We start from the raw sequence: 15,909 nt of genomic DNA, 5'->3' as shown, positions 1-15,909 counted from the left end.
ATGTCATTACGTCTGTTCCGCGCCGGCCTTCTTGCCGGCGTGATCGCCGCCGTTCCGTTTTCCGTCTCGCCGGTCGGGTCCGCCTGGGCGGCGGACACCCTGAGCGCCAAGGTCGGCAAGCCCCTGCAGCAGGCCCAGACCGCCCTGGCCGCGCACAGCTATGCCAAGGCGATGGCCGCCGTTAACGAGGCCGAGGCCGTTCCCGGCAAATCCGACTACGAAGAATATACCATCACCCAGATGCGGGCCGCCATCGCGGCGCAGTCGGGCGATGTGGCGGCGGCGACGGCCGCCTACGACAAGCTGATCGCGTCCAGCCGCACCCCCAAGGATGCCAAGCTGCAGATGATGATGGCGGAGGCCACGATGGCCTACACCGCCAAGGACTATCCCCGGGCCGTCACCGGGACCGAGCAGTATCTGAAGGCCGCGGGCAGCAACCCGGCGATGGAGACGCTGCTGATCCAGTCCTACTATCTGCAGCAGGATTACAAGAACGCGGCGCGCGTCCAGCAGGCGCAGATCGATGCCACGATCAAGGCCGGCAAGGTGCCCGCCGAATCCCAGTTGCAGCTTCTGGCGGCCTGCCAGACGCAGCTGAAGGACCAGTCGGGGCTGAACCACACCTATGTCACGCTGGTGTCCTATTATCCCAAGCCGGAATATTGGGCGCTGATCCTGCACGGGCTGATCACCAACCCCAAGGTCGCGCCCGGCCTGCAGCTTGATGTCTATCGCATTCGGCTGGCGGCGGGCGTGCTGACTGCCCCGTCCGACTTCATGGACATGACGGAACTGGCTATGCAGGCCGGCCTGCCGCAGCTGGCGCTGGACCTGATGAATGCCGGCTATGCCAGCGGCGCCCTGGGCAAGGATGCCGGGGCCGCACGCGAGGCCAAGCTGAAGGCCATGGTCGTGAAGGCGGTGGCCGACAAGAAGGCCACCATCGCGGCGGACGAAACCGCCGGTGCCAGTGCGCCGACGGGCAATGCGCTGCTGACTGCGGGTTACAATTACGTGACCTTCGGCCAGGCGGACAAGGGGCTTGCCGTCATGCAGCAGGGGCTGGCGAAGGGTCCGCTGGACCCCAATATCGGCAAGCTGCATTACGGCCTGGCGCAGGCTGCGGCCGGGCATACCGCCGACGCCATCGCGACGCTCAAGACCGTCGGGGGCGAAAACGGGGCCCGGGATATCGCCCAGCTCTGGATTCTCAAGCTGACCCCGGCGGCCGCACCGGCGGCCCATCACTGACCGGTCGCCGGGCACGACCTGCCCGGTACCGCGACCTGGAATACCGGCAGGGGCCGGGCGGGATGGTCCGCCCGGCCCCTGTCGTTTGATGGGGTTCTTTTCGCCGGTGCCGATTTTACGGTATCCTTCCGGCATACTGGCCCGATCCGGCGGCCGGCTCTTTCAGGAATGACGATTCGCGTCGTGACGATGTCCCAGACCGCTCCCACTCCCGATCCCGACCTTCCTGCCCGTATCCTGGTCGTCGAAGACGATCCGGGCATGCGCACCCTGCTGGTACGGGCCTTGCAGGCCGACGGCTATCGGGTGCGCGGCGTGCAGGACGGGCGCGAGATGTGGGCCGCGCTGCTGGCCTCGCCCGCCGACCTGATCGTGCTGGACGTGATGCTGCCCGGGACCAACGGGCTGGATCTCTGCCGCTCGCTGCGGCGCGGCGGCGCGCCGGGCACCGAGGCGATCCAGCCCGACCGCCACACGCCCGTCATCATGGTCTCGGCCCGGGGCGAGGAACTGGACCGCGTGCTGGGCCTGGAGCTGGGTGCCGACGATTACGTGGCCAAGCCCTTCAGCCAGAAGGAATTGCTGGCGCGGGTCCGCGCCGTGCTGCGGCGCGGCAGCGGCGGCGTGACCGGGGTCCAGCCCAGCACCCCGCGCCGCGAGACCCTGAAATTCGCCGGCTGGACGCTGGACCTGCGCCGGCGCGAACTGACCGACCCTTCGGGCGCGGTGGTGGACATTTCGGGTGCCGAGCACGATCTGCTCGCCAGCTTCCTGGACAATCCGCAACGGGTGATCGGGCGGGACCGGCTGCTCGAACTGTCGCGCACGCGTCTGGGCGATGTGTCCGATCGCAGTGTCGACGTGCTGGTCAGCCGCCTGCGCCGCAAGCTGGGCAACGATTCCGAAGCCCTGATCCGCACCGTCCGGGGGCTGGGGTATATCTTCACAGCACCAGTAGAACGCCTCTAGTGCGCGCCCGCGTGCGTGCGCGGAAACGCGCGCTGGTGGCGATCCGACGCGCGTCCGCTGTGCTCCGGTGCTCACGGCCATCAAGGCCGCTCCGCTCCGGTGCTCGCAGACACACGACGGGCGCGGCCCTGTGGGCCGCTCTCGCTCACCAGCCCACGTTTCCGCGCACGCACTCCCAGCCATCTGGGCCGTTTCGCGGTGAGGTTTGGAGACATATGGGGGGTGGGGTTTTGCGGGCCGCTCCGGCTTGCCGGCTCTTCGTTTATCAGCCTGCATTTCCGGTCGGGCGTTGACTGTCGGGTCTTCGCCTGGGGTGCGGCGGATTACGCTCTGGCCGCGGGGGCTGGTCGGGCGGGTGACGTTTGTGTTGCTGGCGGCGGTGGCGCTGGTGTTTCTGGGCAGTTCGGCTTTCTACGAGGAAGCCGAGACCTATACGGTCGATGATGCGCAGCTCGATGCGATCGGCGAGCGGCTGGCGGTCGATACGCGGGTGCTGTCGGCGACGCCGGTGGCCCAGCGGCCGATTCTGGCGGCCATGCTGTCGACCGGGGACCTGACGCTCGACTGGCGGCCGCCCGTGGCCGGGCGGCCGATGCGGCCCGAGCCGCCGGCACTGCGCGACCTGCACGACAGGCTGGTGGCCAACCGCGAGCCGCTGCGCGGGCCGGTGCTGAACCTGTCGCCGACCCAGATCGGGACCTCGGACGTGCGCGGCATCGTGCGCCTGCCCGATGGCAGCCGGCTGGGTTTCGTGGCGCCCGATATTCTCCAGCCGCACCATATGACGCGGGGCCTCGCCTCGGCCGCCATCCTGGCCGGGGCGGTGCTGCTGGCGGCGGCGATGCTGGTGCATACGCTCAGCATGCCGTTGCGGGCCCTGGCGGACGTGGCCGACGGCGTCGGGTCGGGCCGGTGGGTGCCGGTCGAGGAAAAGGGGCCGCGCGAGGTGCGGCATCTCGCCCGGGCGATCAACGCCATGCAGGATCGCATCCGCCGGCTGATCGAGGACCGGACCGAGGCGCTGGCCGCCGTGTCGCACGATCTGCGCACACCGCTGGCGCGGCTGCGCCTGCGCGCGGGGTTTCTGAACGACCCCGAAGCGCAGGGCGCGATCGAAAGCGACGTCGCGGAGATGGAGGCCATGGTCGGCGGCGTGCTCGCCTATCTGTCCGGCGAGAACGATCCCGAGGCGGTCCGCTCGGTGGACCTGGTCTCGATCCTGACGACCCTGGCCGACGATGCGGCCGACCAGGGGCGCGATGTCACCTATCAGGGCATGGCGCACTGCCTGGCGAAGGTCCGGCCGCTGGCGATGAAGCGCGTCTTCGGCAATCTGATCGACAACGCCGTCAATTATGGTGGCCGGGCCCGCGTCGGCCTGTCGGTGGCGCCGGACGGATTGCGGATACGGGTCGATGACGACGGGCCGGGCCTGCCCGAGGCCGAACTGACCCGCGTGCTGGCCCCGTTCTATCGCGTGGAGGGCTCGCGCTCGCGCTCCACGGGCGGGTTGGGGCTGGGGCTGGCGATCGTCAGCCGCGAGGTGGCGCGGGAAGGCGGCCAGTTCACGCTGGCGAACCGGCCCGAAGGCGGATTGCGGGCGGAGATCCTGCTGCCTCGGTCACGGGCGCAGGGCAAGAGGCAGGGTTCGTAAAGGCAAGGGCTTTGCCCTTGACCCACCAAAGGGCAAAGCCCTTTGGAAACCCATTCGTTGTCAAATAATTGGGGGTGCAGGGCCTTAGGCCCTGCCGGGTCCAAGGCAGAGCCCTGGTCAGGGGATGGCGGGGCCGTCGGCCATCGACAGGTGGAGCAGGGGCTGGTTGGTGTTCAGCCAGATCCCGTGCGGCGAGCGGCCTGTGCGGATGGTGTCGGTGATCTCGCCGCTGGTGGGGTCGATGATCGCGACATGCTGGCGCCAGCGCAGGGTTGCCCACATCTTGCCGTCGGGGGCGAAGACGATGTCGTCGGGGCCGCCGGCGACATGGTAGGACTGCACGACGTCCAGCGTGTCCCAGTCCAGCCGTTCGATCACGCCCGAGGCGCGGCAGGTCACGTACAGGCGCTTGCGGTCGGGCGAGACGAACAGATTGTGCGGGCCGGGCGCCATTTCGATCTTGCGGGCGATATGGCCGTCGGCGGGGTCCAGGGCGGCGACGTAGTTGGTGCCCATCACCCCCACCAGGATCTGCCCGTTATGCCACAGCACGCCGGCGGGGGTGGAGCCGACATCGGATGTCCACAGCACGTTGCCGGTCTGGGTCTCGATGGCCGTGACCTTGCCGGTATCCTGCAGGCTGACATAGACGACCGAGGAATCCGGCGCGTAGTTCATGTGGCTGGGCATCGCCTCGACATGCAGGCGGTGCAGCAGGTGGTAGTCGGTGGCGTCGTAGATATCGACCTGGTTGCGGGCCAGTCCGGCGACGGTGAAGAAGCGGCCGTCGGGGCTGAACTGAAGCTGGTAGGGGTCGGCGACGGGGATCTGCTTCACCCGCTCGCCGGTGACGGCGTCGAGGAAGAACAGCATGTTGCCGGCGGTATCGCCGACCAGCAGGTATTTGCCGTCCGGCGTCGGCGCGGTGTGGTGCGGTTCGCGCAGGACGGACACGCGCCGGACTTCCTGATGGGTGTCGATATCGAATTCGCTGATCGTGGCATCGGCGGAATTCAGCACGAAGGCCAGGCGCTCGGCCCGTGCTGCCCCGGCGGACAGGACGGCCATCGACGCGCAGGCCATCATCAGCATGCCGGCATGGCGGAAAAGGCGGGTGGGACGGACGGAACGCATGGTGGATTCGATGCCTCGGCTGTCAGAACAGGCCCCCGCCGTGGATCGCACGTCCCTCGCCGGGCCCGGGATCATGCAAGGCCAGAGCCCATCCTGTGTGTCAACGCATTTCGGACGGTCCGGGCGGCTTTCGCCATGACTTCGCGCAATGACATATTGCGTTTGCGTCATCTCGGGCGGTCGGGGCCGCGCCCGGCCGGCGGTCCGCGGGTGGGGACATGCCTCCATTCCGCCATCAGGGGCTTGTTTCGCCGCGCGTCTTGGCACATCTGGACAGTAACCGGACCGCTACGGTCCGCCTTGCGCTGCCCCCTGCCGGATGAGGCCCCGATCGATGTTCATCGAAACCGAAGACACCCCCAATCCCGCGACCCTGAAATTCCTGCCGGGCCGCACCGTGATGCCGGGCCGCAGCACCGCGGATTTCGTCAGCGCCGATGCGGTGCTCGGCCGGTCCGCGCTGGCCGAGATCCTGTTCGACCAGTCCGGTGTGGCGCGGGTGTTCCTGGGCGGCGACTTCGTGGCCGTGACCAAGGACGAGACGGTCGAATGGTCGGCGCTGAAGCCGCAGATCCTGTCGGTGCTGGTCGATTTCTTCGTCTCCGGCCGTCCGGTGGTCGATGAGGATACGGTGGTCGAGGAAGAGCTGATCGCCCCCGAGGACGAGGAGATCGTCCGCCAGATCAAGGAACTGCTGGATACCCGCGTCCGCCCGGCCGTGGCCGGCGATGGCGGGGACATCGTGTTCCGCGGCTATCGCGACGGCGTGGTGCGCCTGACGATGCAGGGGGCGTGCTCGGGCTGCCCGTCCTCGCGCGCCACGCTGAAGCATGGCGTGGAGAACATGTTGCGGCATTATGTGCCGGAAGTGGTGTCGGTCGAGCAGGTGGACGCCTGACCGTCCGGCGACGGGCTGCGTAACGTGGGAGACGACATGGTTCTGGACGAAGCCGGGCTGGATCTGCTGTTCCGTACGGCGCGCACGCCCGAGCGCTGGCGCGACGAACCGGTGACGGACGATGTGCTGCATCGCCTGTACGACTTGGTGCGGCTGGGGCCGACCTCGGGCAATTGCTCGCCCGCCCGTTTCGTCTTCCTGCGGACCGCCGACAATCGCGAGCGGCTGCGCGCCACTTTGTCCGAGGGCAATGTGGACAAGGTGCTGTCGGCGCCCGTCACGGTGATCGTGGCGCATGATCCGCTGTTCTTCGACCGTTTTGCCACGCTGAACCCCGAGCCGGGCCTGCGGGCCTGGTTTGCCGCCGATGTGGGGCTGGCCGAGGAAACGGCCTTTCGCAACGGCACCCTGCAAGGCGGATACCTGATCATGGCCGCGCGGGCGCTGGGGCTGGACGTGCTGCCGATTTCGGGTTTCGACGCCTATGCGGTGGAGGATTCGTTCCTGGCCGGGCAGGGCTGGCGGGTCAATTTCCTGGTCAGCCTCGGCTATGCCGACGGGCAGCCCGAGCGCCCGCGCGCGCCGCGCCTGTCCTTCGACGATGCCTGCCTGATGCTCTGACCCCGCGTGCGGATTCTGGTTGTCAACGGCGCGCCGGCGGGGGCGGAGGCCATGGCCCTGCTCGGCTGTGTCGAGGGGGACGGGGGGGCGCTGCGCCCGGTGCGCATGCGCGACCTGCCCGGGCGTGGCGGGGCCGAGGCGATGCCCGCCCATTGCAGCGCGCTGCTGGCGGAATGCGGATGGCGGCCGGCGGATCTGGACCTGATCGCGGTGGTGGTCGGCCCCGGCTCGTTCACCGGGCTGCGGGCGACGCTGGCCATGGCGCACGGCCTGGCGCTGGGCACCGGCTGCGCCCTGGTGGGCGTGACCGGCGGCGAGGCCATGGCCCGCGCCCTGCGTGACGAGGCCGGTCCGGGGCGTGCGGTGCTGTGCCTGTCGCCGGCCCGGCGCGGCCGCATCTTCGTCGAGCAGGATGGCGTGGTCGCGGCCGCGATGTGCGACGATTTCGCCTTTCCACCCGGCCCGCTGCTGGTGGCGGGGGGAGAGGCCGCCGCGATGCTGGCCGCGCGGGGTGCCGGGCGGGACGATATCGCCCTGTCGGCGCGGACCGTGCCCGACGGGGTGATGATCGCGCAGGCGGCGCTGGACCGGCGGGCGGCCGGGCTGCCGGCGCGGGAGATCCTGCCGCTCTATGTCGATCCGCCGGAGGCGAAACTGCCGGCGGCGGGGCTGCGCCCGGCGCCCCGCGGGCCATGACCGGGGGGGCGGGGCGGCCCGATATCGTGCCGGGCGGCGCGCATATGGGCGCGGTGCTGGCGGCGCTGCACGCTGCCGCGTTTCCGCCCGCCGAACGGTGGGATGCCGCCGCGATGGACGCGGTGCTGGCGATGCCGGGCGTGCTGGTGGGGCTGGGGCGACTCGGCGGGGACCCGGTGCCCCAGGGGTTCGTCATCGGCAGGGTGGTGGCCGACGAGGCCGAGATCCTGACGCTGGCCGTCGCCGGCACGGCGCGGCGCCGGGGGCTGGGGCGCGCGTTGCTGGACTGGATGGAAGGGCAGGTGGCGGCCCGGGGGGCGGGGCGGCTGATCCTGGAGGTCTCCGCCGCCAACGAGGGTGCCCGCGCGCTGTATCGGGGGGCGGGATTTACCGAAATCGGCCGCCGCCGGGCCTATTACGCCGATGGGTCCGACGCGCTGGTGCTGGAGCGGGCGCTGGGCGGCGAGGCGCCTCCGGCGGCCTGACCGCCGGTGAAATTTTCATGACCGGTGGGCGTCAGGCAGGGGCCTTCACGATCAGGATTTCGTGGATCTCGTTACCGTGATCGGTCTGCGCCGCGATGCTGTGGCCCAGTTGCCGGACGCTGCGGCTGACATTGTCCAGCGGCACCGCGCCCCGCAGCCGGACCCGCAGACGACCGCCAGCCGGCAGTCGATCCAGGGCCAGGCGGGTGCGTACGAAAGTCATCGGACAGGTTTCGCCAGTAATGTCGAGTGACGCATTTTCCAGATCGTTCATCACTATCTCCTTCTGTCCGAGTATGGTTGCGATGTCGTCGGGTTCAATTATATAGGGATGCGTTTTGTTTGACTGGCAGGATCTTGGACATGGCCACTGAAATGGAAAACAACACTCTGCGGGACCTGACCGCGCAGATCGCGGCGGCCTATGTTTCCGGCAATGCTGTTGAGGCGGCCGGCCTGCCGGACCTGATCCGGCAGATCTACGGCACGCTGGAGGGGCTGGGCCGCGTGGCGCCGGAGCCCGAGCGCCCGGTGCCGGCGGTTTCGCCCAAGCGGTCGGTCTTTCCGGACTATATCGTCTGCCTGGAAGACGGCAAGAAGCTGAAAATGTTGAAACGGCACCTGAAAACGGCCTATAACCTGACCCCGGACCAGTATCGGGAGCGGTGGGGCCTGCCGCACGACTACCCGATGGTGGCGCCGAACTATGCGAGCCACCGGTCGTCCCTCGCGCGGAAAATCGGACTGGGTACGAAGCGCGAGGAGTGAATATGGGTCGCCCGACGACGGGTCGGCCCTTCTCGGAGGAGGCGGTAGCTTCTTTGGACCACACGTCTGAGGTTCGGGCCGGACTGCCGACATGGTAGCGTCGGGCGATGCCATGGAATCGCGCATCGGCCGGATGTGCATAGAACGCGGCCTGAAAATGACGGGCCAGCGGCGCGTCATCGCGCGCGTGCTCTCCGAGGCCGAGGACCATCCGGATGTCGAGGAGCTGTACCGCCGCGCGGTCGACCTCGACTCGCGGATTTCGGTCGCGACCGTCTATCGGACGGTGCGCCTTCTGGAAGAAAAGGGTATCCTCGAGCGTCGTGATTTCGGCGGCGGGCGCGCGCGCTACGAAGCGACCGAGGAAGGCGACCATTATCACCTGATCGATGTCGATACGGGCAAGGTCGTCGAATTTGAAGATGCGGAACATACGGCCCTGATGCATCGGATTGCCGAGCGGCTGGGATTCGACCTCGTATCCCATCGCCTGGAACTGTTCGCGCGCCGCAAGCCGACACCGCCGGATGAGAAACCGGCCAGGGCCGCCCGGGCGGCAAGCAAGGATGGATCACGTCGTTGAGCCTCGAAAAACCGATCCGGTCGCTGTCGACCCTGGAATTCGAACGGGACGGATTTCCCGAACTCCGTGGCGGCAATCTGGGCGTGCGCATCGCCGCGAACGATGCCGAACGCGATGCCGCCCAGGCGCTGCGCTATCGCGTCTTCTATGAAGAAATGGGCGCGCGGCCCGACGAGCGGACCCTGCGCACCCGCCGCGATGTCGACGAATTCGACGAGCATGCCGACCATCTGCTGGTGATCGACCATGCGATTTCCTCGGGCGCCAAGGGCGTGGTCGGTACCTACCGGCTGTTGCAGGGCGACAATGCGCGCAAGGTCGGGCGTTTCTACAGTTCGGGCGAATACGATCTGTCGCCGCTGACCGATTTTCCGGGCCGGCTGCTGGAGGTCGGGCGTTCGTGCGTCGATCCGAACTATCGCGGCCGCGCTGCGATGCAGCTGCTGTGGCGGGGCATTGCCTCGTACATCTTCCTGCACCGGATCGACGTGCTGTTCGGCTGCGCCAGCCTGCCGGGAACCGACCCGGCCCCGCTGGCCGACGAGCTGACCTATCTCTATCACAACCATCTGGCGCCCCCCGCGCTCCGGCTGCGCGCGCTGCCGCACCGGCGGGTGGAGATGCTGCGGGGCGACCCCAACCTGCTGGACCATCGGCGCTGCCTGGCCCGGCTGCCGCCCCTGATCAAGGGCTATCTGCGGCTGGGCGGCTATATCGGCGACGGCGCGGTGGTGGACGACCAGTTCAACACCACCGACGTGGCCGTGATCGTGAAAAGCGAATTGCTGGCCGACAAATATTACCGTCACTACGAACGACGGCTGCGTGACGCTCTCGACTAGGGCCCTGCCCGCCGGAGCCCTGCCCGTTGCGCCGGTGCTGCCCCCCTGGCTGGGGGGCGGGCTGGCGCGCGCGATCGAGGCCGGCGGATGGCGGGCCGACCTGCTGATGCTGGTGGCCGGCGCGCTGGCCGCACTGGCCTTTCCGCCCGTCGACCTGTTTCCGATCCTGATTCCGTGCCTGGCCGTGCTGACGGCGGCGATCGATGCGGCGGCCTCGTGGCGCGGTGCCGCGCGGCGCGGCTTCCTGTTCGGGCTGGGGCTGCATACCGCCGGGCTGTACTGGCTGACCGATGCGATTCTGGTCCGGGCCGATACGTTCTGGTGGCTGGTGCCGCTGGCCTCCCCCGGCTGTGCGCTGATCCTCGCCCCCATCGCGGCGGCGCCAGCCGCGCTGTGCCGCCTGGCGCCCGCCGGCTGGCGGCGCCTGCTGGCCTTCGCCGGCCTGTGGACCCTGTTCGACATGGGCCGCGTCTTCATCTTCAGCGGCTTTCCGTGGAATCCGCTGGGAACGACGTGGGAACTGCCGGGCCGGCTGGGCGACGTGATGATCCAGCCGGCGGCCTGGATCGGGGTGGATGGGCTGACCCTGTGTACCGTCCTGCTGGCCCTGTTGCCGCAGGCTGGGCGGCGCGGCGCGCTGGCGGCCCTGGCGGGGCTGGCGGTGTGGGGGCTGGCAGGCTGGGGCCGGCTGGCCCTGACGCCGCTGCCCGCCAGCCGCAACCCGACCGTGGTGCTGGTGCAGGGCAACGTGCCGGAAACCGAGAAGATCGGCGGCAATGACAATGTCGCGATTTTCCGCCGCTATCTGGCGCTGACGCGTTCGGGCGTTGCCCGCGCGCTGCCCGGGGCCGGCGACCGGCCGGTGGTGTTCGTCTGGCCCGAATCGGCGTTTCCCGGCCTGTTGCAGGAGGACGATATCGCGCGGCGGATGATTGGCGCCGCCGGCGACGGGGCAGCCGCCGGGGTGATCGGCGCCATGCGCGCCGACACCGAGGGCAGGTGGCGCAACAGCGTGATGGCGCTGACCGGTCCCGAGGGGCAGGTGGCCGATCTCTACGACAAATCGCATCTGGTGCCGTTCGGCGAATATCAGCCGCGTCTTCTGCCGTTCCACGTCGTCCCCGGCGAGGGCATGGCGGCGGGCGGCGGTGTCCGGACCTGGCATCTGCCGGATGTGGCGCCCGTCGGCCCGCTGATCTGCTACGAGGTGATCTTCTCGGGCCAGGTCGTGGATGCGAAGGATCGGCCCGACTGGCTGGTCAATGTCACCAACGATGCCTGGTACGGCGACAGTGCCGGCCCGCGCCAGCATCTGGCGGCGGTGCGCATGCGCGCGGTCGAGGAAGGGCTGCCGGTGGCGCGGGCCGCCAATACCGGTATTTCCGCCGCGTTCGATGCCCACGGCCACGAACTGGCGCGGCTGGGCTGGAACCGGCAGGGGGTGTTGACGGTTGCCCTCGGCGCGCCCCTGCCCGAGACGCTGTTCGGTCGCTGGGGGCGGTGGATCCCGATCCTGCTGGCGGTGGCGATGCTGCTGCCCGCGCTCGGGCCGCGGGTGCGGGGGATCGGCGGAAGGCCCGATGTGCGCCGCCTGTAGCCGGGTGCACTATCGCTTGGCGGCCTATGGCCGTTTCTGGTATCAGATATACGCTTGTCGTATAGTATGCCGGTGCATTGATGCCGGGCGTGTTTCGCTGCGCATCCCCCTTACAGTTTGATTGTCAAATTGTCAGTGAGTGGACTGTCAGGATGATGGTAAACCAAACGTTAATGTCGCATTATCCGACCCGTCGCATGCCGGACCACGCTGACGCCAGAGGGCAAGAGGATCTGTTGACCGACAAGCCGAGTGCTGGTCCGAAGCCTGTGGATGTTCATGTCGGTGGTCGTATCCGGCTTCGCCGGACATTGATGGGCATGTCGCAGGAGCGTCTTGGCGAGGCGCTGGGCCTGACCTTCCAGCAAGTCCAGAAATACGAGCGTGGGACCAATCGGGTCAGCGCGTCGCGGCTGTATGAATTGTCGGACGTGCTGGACGTGCCGGTCAGCTTCTTTTTCGATGGGCTGGACCATGGCCGCCGCCCATCCGGCCGGCCGGGTCTCGAAGCGCCCGGCTTCGCCCAGGCGCAGGAAGCCTTTGGCGGGCCGCCCGAGGGGCCGCTGGCATCGGCCAGCGAAATGACCCTGCTGGCGCGCCGCGAGACGATCGAGCTTGTGCGCACCTATTACCGGATCGAGGACGCGGCAACCCGCCGGCGGGTGCTGGATCTGATCCGGATGATGGTCCCGCCTGAATAAATGGTTGGCGAGAAGCCGGGCTCTGCCCGGACCCGGCAGGGCCTGAGGCCCTGCACCCCGATTATTTGATGAGGATGGGTCCAAAGGTTCGGCCTTTGGCGGGTGGCCGGGGTTTCCTTGGCCGGAACGGCCGATGGACAAAGCGCCTGACGACCACAGAGCCTATAAAAATACCATTATTTATCAAATGACTGGGTTTCCAAAGGGCCACTGCCCTTTGGCGGGTCGAGGGCAGCGCCCTCGCCTTTCTCACTCTCGCCGCAGCACCTGGTCATTGACGAAGGACGCCAGCCGCCCCGCCACGAAATCCTGGCGCAGCTGCTTTTCGTCATATTCGTCGCGCACCCAGTCCAGGAACGGGATGCGCCCTTCGGCCTGTTGCTGGTAGCGCAGGAAGAAGGCGTCGAGGATGCCGGTGCGCGAGCGGTTGAAATGGCCGAACCGCCAGGAAAGCTGGCGCAGCGCCTGGGCGGCGGTGCCGCCTTCGAACAGGATGACCAGTCCCGAGGCGAGGCCCGCGCGGTCGGCGCCGGATTTGCAGTGCATCAGCATCGGGAAGGCGATGGTCCGGTACATCGCGGCGAAGCGCAGGATGCGCTCGCGATGGGGGGCGCCCCGGCTTTCGAAGGCCATGTCCAGATGGGCCAGGCCCAGCCGGGTCGCGGCCTCGCGCGACAGGGCGTCCGATCCGCATTTGCGGTGGCCGCGCAGATTGACCAGCGTCCGCAGATGAAGGCGGCGCATGGCGGCCGCCAGGCGGGCCGGGGTGGGGTGGTTGCAGCGATAGACCTTGCCGGGGATGACGGGGGCGAGGTTGGTCCACGGAATGCGGAAGACGGCATGATCGACGAACAGGCTGTCGATCCACGCCCGCCTTCTGCCGCCGGGCGCGGCCAGGGATCCTTCGAACACGGCAGGCGGCTTCCTCGGTCGGGACAAAAAGAAAGGGCGCCGGATGTGTGTCATCCGGCGCCCCCTCAGTCAATCACTTCCCGCCAGGCGGGACGGGATCAGACCTTGCGTTCCAGTTGCAGTTCCTTGATCCGGGCGATCGCCTTCGCCGGGTTCAGGCCCTTGGGGCAGGTCTGGGTGCAGTTCATGATCGTGCGGCAGGCGTACAGCTTCAGCGGATCTTCCAGCGCATCGAGCCGGTCGCCCGTATGCTCGTCACGGCTGTCGGCAATCCAGCGATAGGCTGCCAGCAGGGTGGCCGGGCCCAGATACCGGTCGCCGTTCCACCAGTAGGACGGGCACGAGGTCGAGCAGCAGAAGCACAGGATGCATTCCCACATCCCGTCCAGCTTCTCGCGCTCCTCGATGCTCTGGCGGCGCTCGGAATCCGGCGGCGGGGCCGTGTCGGATTTCAGCCAGGGCTCGATCGAGCGAAGCTGGGCATAGGCGCCGTTCAGGTCGGGGACCAGGTCCTTGACCACGGGCATGTGCGGCAGCGGGTAGATCGAAACCGCGTTCTGCACGTCCTTGATCGGCTTGAGGCACGCGAGCGTGTTCTCGCCGTCGATGTTCATCGCGCACGAGCCGCAGATGCCCTCGCGGCACGAACGCCGGAAGGTCAGCGTCGTGTCGACGTTGTTCTTGATGTGGATCAGCGCGTCCAGCACCATCGGGCCGATCTTGTCCAGATCGAGCTCATAGGTGTCGACCACCGGGTTGGCGCCATCGTCCGGACTCCAGCGATAGATCCGGAACGGCTTGACGTTCTTGGCACCGGGCGCGGCCGGGAAGGTGCGGCCCTTCCCGATCGTGCTGTTCTTTGGCAGGCTGAATTCGACCATCGTCTCGTTCCTTTTCCGCCGCTTCGCTCAGTAGACGCGCTTCTTGGGGGGGAAGACCTGAACGTCGTCGGTCAGCGTCTTCATATGCACCGGGCGGTAGGTCAGGGTGACGCCGCCCTTGTCGTCCAGATGGGCGACAGTGTGCTTCATCCATTCCTTGTCGTCGCGGTCGGGGTAGTCGTCGTGCGCCTGCGCGCCGCGGCTTTCGTGCCGGGCTTCGGCGCCCGCCATCGTGACCGTGGCATTGGCCAGCAGGTTCTCGAACTCCAGCGCTTCCATCAGGTCGGTGTTCCAGATCAGCGAGCGATCGGAAACCGCGATGTCGGGCACTTCGGTCCAGATCTCCTTGATCTTCTCGACGCCTTCCGCGAGGCTCTTGGAATTGCGGAACACGGCGGCGTGCTTCTGCATCGTGCGCTGCAGCTTGTCGCGCATGGCCGACACATGGGTGCCGCCCTTGGCGTTGCGCAGCTTGTCCAGACGGTCCAGCGCGGCCTCGCCGGCCTTGGGCGGCAGCGGCGCGATGGTCTCCAGCGGCTTGATCAGCTCGGCGGCGCGCTTGGCGGCGGCGCGGCCGAACACGACCAGGTCGAGCAGCGAGTTTGTGCCCAGGCGGTTGGCGCCGTGCACCGACACGCATGCGGCCTCGCCCACGGCCATCAGGCCGGGAACGACGGCGTCGACATTGTCGGCGGTCGGGCGGATGACCTCGCCATGATAGTTCGTCGGGATACCGCCCATGTTGTAATGCACGGTCGGCAGGACGGGCACCGGCTCCTTGGTCACGTCGATGCCGGCGAAGATGCGCGCGGTCTCGAGGATGCCGGGCAGGCGCTCATGCAGCAGGTCCGCGCCCAGATGCTCCAGGTGGAGCATGATGTAGTCCTTGTGCGGACCACAGCCCCGTCCCTCGTTGATCTCGATGGTCATGGAGCGCGAGACCACGTCGCGCGACGCCAGATCCTTGGCGGTCGGCGCGTAACGCTCCATGAAGCGCTCGCCTTCCGAGTTCGTCAGGTATCCGCCTTCGCCGCGGCAGCCTTCGGTCAGCAGGCAGCCGGCCGGATAGATGCCGGTGGGGTGGAACTGGACGAATTCCATGTCCTGCGTCGGCACGCCGGCGCGCATCGCCATGCCGCCGCCGTCGCCGGTGCAGGTATGGGCCGAGGTGCAGGACTGGTACGCACGGCCGTAGCCGCCGGTCGCCAGCACCACGGTCTGCGCGCGGAAGCGGTGGATCGTGCCGTCTTCCAGGCACCAGGCGACCACGCCGCGGCAGGCGCCTTCATCGTCCATGATCAGGTCGATGGCAAAATATTCGACGAAGAATTCGACGTTATGCTTCAGGCACTGCTGGTACAGCGTGTGCAGGATGGCATGGCCGGTGCGGTCGGCGGCGGCGCAGGCGCGGGGCACCGGGGCCTCGCCGTAATTGCGCATGTGGCCGCCGAACGGGCGCTGGTAGATCTTGCCGTCTTCGGTGCGCGAGAAGGGAACACCCAGATGTTCCAGCTCCTGCACCGCCGGCACGGCCTCGCGGCACATATATTCGATGGCGTCCTGGTCGCCCAGCCAGTCCGACCCCTTGACGGTGTCGTACATGTGCCAGCGCCAATTGTCCTCGGCCATGTTGCCCAGCGACGCGCCGATGCCGCCCTGGGCGGCGACGGTGTGGCTGCGGGTGGGGAAAACCTTGGTGATGCAGGCGGTCTTCAGACCGGCGGCACCCATGCCCAGCGTCGCGCGCAGGCCCGACCCGCCGGCACCGACGACCACGACGTCATACGCGTGGTCGATGATGCGGTAGGCATTCGATGATGGAAGAGTGATCGCGTTCATTGTTTGGACGTGTCCCGATGCTCGTCCGGCCGGCCGGGCGCCTGTGCGGCTGCTCCGGGGCCGGAACTGTCCTCT

The 15,909-nt window shown here is 68.1% G+C and carries 17 protein-coding genes; 12 read left to right on the top strand and 5 right to left on the bottom strand.

Going from position 1 to position 15,909, the window contains the following annotated elements; translation table 11 throughout:
- The 3 genes from HLH27_RS03110 (at nt 1) to HLH27_RS03100 (ending at nt 3,877) form a co-directional block, all read left to right on the top strand.
- Entirely contained in the window at nt 1–1,254 is a 1,254-nt protein-coding gene (locus HLH27_RS03110) for a tetratricopeptide repeat protein (RefSeq protein WP_246375399.1), read from the top strand.
- A gap of 168 nt (nt 1,255–1,422) precedes the next feature.
- The gene (locus HLH27_RS03105; protein WP_275943883.1) at nt 1,423–2,223 is read left to right on the top strand and encodes a response regulator transcription factor; all 801 of its coding nucleotides are present in this window, start codon (nt 1,423–1,425) and stop codon (nt 2,221–2,223) included.
- Nucleotides 2,224–2,512: 289 nt separating this feature from the next.
- Nucleotides 2,513–3,877, top strand: coding sequence for an ATP-binding protein (locus HLH27_RS03100; protein ID WP_220790261.1), 1,365 nt, complete (start codon nt 2,513–2,515; stop codon nt 3,875–3,877).
- 117 nt (nt 3,878–3,994) lie between these two features.
- On the opposite strand, the gene HLH27_RS03095 is transcribed toward HLH27_RS03100, so the two are convergent.
- Nucleotides 3,995–5,011, bottom strand: a complete 1,017-nt coding sequence (locus tag HLH27_RS03095) for a YncE family protein (RefSeq protein ID WP_182947701.1) — start codon at nt 5,009–5,011, stop codon at nt 3,995–3,997.
- Nucleotides 5,012–5,345: 334 nt separating this feature from the next.
- Between HLH27_RS03095 and HLH27_RS03090 the strand changes: the two genes are divergently transcribed.
- The 4 genes from HLH27_RS03090 to HLH27_RS03075 are packed head-to-tail and all read left to right on the top strand — an operon-like array spanning nt 5,346 to nt 7,711.
- Nucleotides 5,346–5,909, top strand: coding sequence for a NifU family protein (locus HLH27_RS03090; protein WP_182947699.1), 564 nt, complete (start codon nt 5,346–5,348; stop codon nt 5,907–5,909).
- Nucleotides 5,910–5,945: 36 nt separating this feature from the next.
- Nucleotides 5,946–6,530, top strand: coding sequence for a malonic semialdehyde reductase (locus tag HLH27_RS03085; protein ID WP_182947697.1), 585 nt, complete (start codon nt 5,946–5,948; stop codon nt 6,528–6,530).
- Nucleotides 6,531–6,536: 6 nt separating this feature from the next.
- The gene (tsaB, locus tag HLH27_RS03080) at nt 6,537–7,226 is read left to right on the top strand and encodes a tRNA (adenosine(37)-N6)-threonylcarbamoyltransferase complex dimerization subunit type 1 TsaB (RefSeq protein ID WP_182947696.1); all 690 of its coding nucleotides are present in this window, start codon (nt 6,537–6,539) and stop codon (nt 7,224–7,226) included.
- On the top strand, nt 7,223–7,711 hold the full coding sequence (locus HLH27_RS03075) for a GNAT family N-acetyltransferase (RefSeq protein ID WP_182947694.1): 489 nt from the start codon (nt 7,223–7,225) through the stop codon (nt 7,709–7,711). Before tsaB ends, HLH27_RS03075 begins: the two co-directional genes overlap by 4 nt.
- Before the next feature lie 31 nt (nt 7,712–7,742).
- Here HLH27_RS03075 and HLH27_RS03070 read toward each other — a convergent pair whose 3' ends face one another.
- The gene (locus tag HLH27_RS03070) at nt 7,743–7,985 is read right to left on the bottom strand and encodes a sulfurtransferase TusA family protein (RefSeq protein WP_182947692.1); all 243 of its coding nucleotides are present in this window, start codon (nt 7,983–7,985) and stop codon (nt 7,743–7,745) included.
- An 89-nt stretch (nt 7,986–8,074) separates the two neighbouring features.
- Between HLH27_RS03070 and HLH27_RS03065 the strand changes: the two genes are divergently transcribed.
- The 5 genes from HLH27_RS03065 (at nt 8,075) to HLH27_RS03045 (ending at nt 12,202) form a co-directional block, all read left to right on the top strand.
- Nucleotides 8,075–8,479: a MucR family transcriptional regulator gene (locus HLH27_RS03065; protein WP_182947690.1), complete on the top strand. Its 405-nt coding sequence runs from the start codon at nt 8,075–8,077 to the stop codon at nt 8,477–8,479.
- Nucleotides 8,480–8,570: 91 nt separating this feature from the next.
- Nucleotides 8,571–9,062, top strand: a complete 492-nt coding sequence (locus HLH27_RS03060) for a Fur family transcriptional regulator (RefSeq protein WP_246375397.1) — start codon at nt 8,571–8,573, stop codon at nt 9,060–9,062.
- On the top strand, nt 9,059–9,904 hold the full coding sequence (locus HLH27_RS03055; RefSeq protein WP_182947689.1) for a GNAT family N-acetyltransferase: 846 nt from the start codon (nt 9,059–9,061) through the stop codon (nt 9,902–9,904). The genes HLH27_RS03060 and HLH27_RS03055 overlap by 4 nt, the downstream gene beginning before the upstream one ends.
- A 106-nt stretch (nt 9,905–10,010) precedes the next feature.
- Nucleotides 10,011–11,501 (top strand): apolipoprotein N-acyltransferase, encoded by a 1,491-nt coding sequence (gene lnt, locus HLH27_RS03050; RefSeq protein ID WP_182948111.1) that lies wholly within the window; start codon nt 10,011–10,013, stop codon nt 11,499–11,501.
- 155 nt (nt 11,502–11,656) lie between these two features.
- Nucleotides 11,657–12,202 carry a helix-turn-helix domain-containing protein gene (locus HLH27_RS03045; RefSeq protein ID WP_182948109.1) on the top strand — a complete coding sequence of 182 codons (546 nt, stop codon included), beginning with the start codon at nt 11,657–11,659 and terminating at the stop codon, nt 12,200–12,202.
- 249 nt (nt 12,203–12,451) lie between these two features.
- Here HLH27_RS03045 and HLH27_RS03040 read toward each other — a convergent pair whose 3' ends face one another.
- The 3 genes from HLH27_RS03040 to sdhA all read right to left on the bottom strand — a co-directional run bounded on the left by HLH27_RS03040 (nt 12,452) and on the right by sdhA (nt 15,834).
- Nucleotides 12,452–13,114 carry a tyrosine-protein phosphatase gene (locus tag HLH27_RS03040; protein WP_182947687.1) on the bottom strand — a complete coding sequence of 221 codons (663 nt, stop codon included), beginning with the start codon at nt 13,112–13,114 and terminating at the stop codon, nt 12,452–12,454.
- A 98-nt stretch (nt 13,115–13,212) separates the two neighbouring features.
- Nucleotides 13,213–13,995, bottom strand: coding sequence for a succinate dehydrogenase iron-sulfur subunit (locus HLH27_RS03035; protein WP_182947686.1), 783 nt, complete (start codon nt 13,993–13,995; stop codon nt 13,213–13,215).
- 27 nt (nt 13,996–14,022) lie between these two features.
- Complete coding sequence (gene sdhA / locus HLH27_RS03030; RefSeq protein ID WP_182947685.1) at nt 14,023–15,834, bottom strand: succinate dehydrogenase flavoprotein subunit; 1,812 nt, start codon at nt 15,832–15,834, stop codon at nt 14,023–14,025.
- Between the last annotated feature and the right edge of the window lie 75 nt (nt 15,835–15,909).

The sequence above is a fragment of the Gluconacetobacter takamatsuzukensis genome (assembly GCF_014174275.1).
Taxonomy (GTDB): domain Bacteria; phylum Pseudomonadota; class Alphaproteobacteria; order Acetobacterales; family Acetobacteraceae; genus Gluconacetobacter; species Gluconacetobacter takamatsuzukensis.
The sequence above is the reverse complement of the archived record's forward strand: the minus strand, read 5'-3'. Positions and strand labels throughout refer to the sequence as shown.

Bases quoted from the DNA above. Each gene is read 5' to 3' on its own strand.
- HLH27_RS03110 (WP_246375399.1), top strand. From the start codon at position 1: ATGTCATTACGTCTGTTCCGCGCCGGCCTTCTTGCCGGCGTGATCGCC.
- HLH27_RS03105 (WP_275943883.1), top strand. From the start codon at position 1,423: ATGACGATTCGCGTCGTGACGATGTCCCAGACCGCTCCCACTCCCGAT.
- HLH27_RS03095 (WP_182947701.1), bottom strand. From the start codon at position 5,011: ATGCGTTCCGTCCGTCCCACCCGCCTTTTCCGCCATGCCGGCATGCTG.
- HLH27_RS03090 (WP_182947699.1), top strand. From the start codon at position 5,346: ATGTTCATCGAAACCGAAGACACCCCCAATCCCGCGACCCTGAAATTC.
- HLH27_RS03085 (WP_182947697.1), top strand. From the start codon at position 5,946: ATGGTTCTGGACGAAGCCGGGCTGGATCTGCTGTTCCGTACGGCGCGC.
- HLH27_RS03075 (WP_182947694.1), top strand. From the start codon at position 7,223: ATGACCGGGGGGGCGGGGCGGCCCGATATCGTGCCGGGCGGCGCGCAT.
- HLH27_RS03070 (WP_182947692.1), bottom strand. From the start codon at position 7,985: ATGAACGATCTGGAAAATGCGTCACTCGACATTACTGGCGAAACCTGT.
- HLH27_RS03065 (WP_182947690.1), top strand. From the start codon at position 8,075: ATGGCCACTGAAATGGAAAACAACACTCTGCGGGACCTGACCGCGCAG.
- HLH27_RS03060 (WP_246375397.1), top strand. From the start codon at position 8,571: ATGGTAGCGTCGGGCGATGCCATGGAATCGCGCATCGGCCGGATGTGC.
- lnt (WP_182948111.1), top strand. From the start codon at position 10,011: ATGCTGGTGGCCGGCGCGCTGGCCGCACTGGCCTTTCCGCCCGTCGAC.
- HLH27_RS03045 (WP_182948109.1), top strand. From the start codon at position 11,657: ATGGTAAACCAAACGTTAATGTCGCATTATCCGACCCGTCGCATGCCG.
- HLH27_RS03035 (WP_182947686.1), bottom strand. From the start codon at position 13,995: ATGGTCGAATTCAGCCTGCCAAAGAACAGCACGATCGGGAAGGGCCGC.
- sdhA (WP_182947685.1), bottom strand. From the start codon at position 15,834: ATGAACGCGATCACTCTTCCATCATCGAATGCCTACCGCATCATCGAC.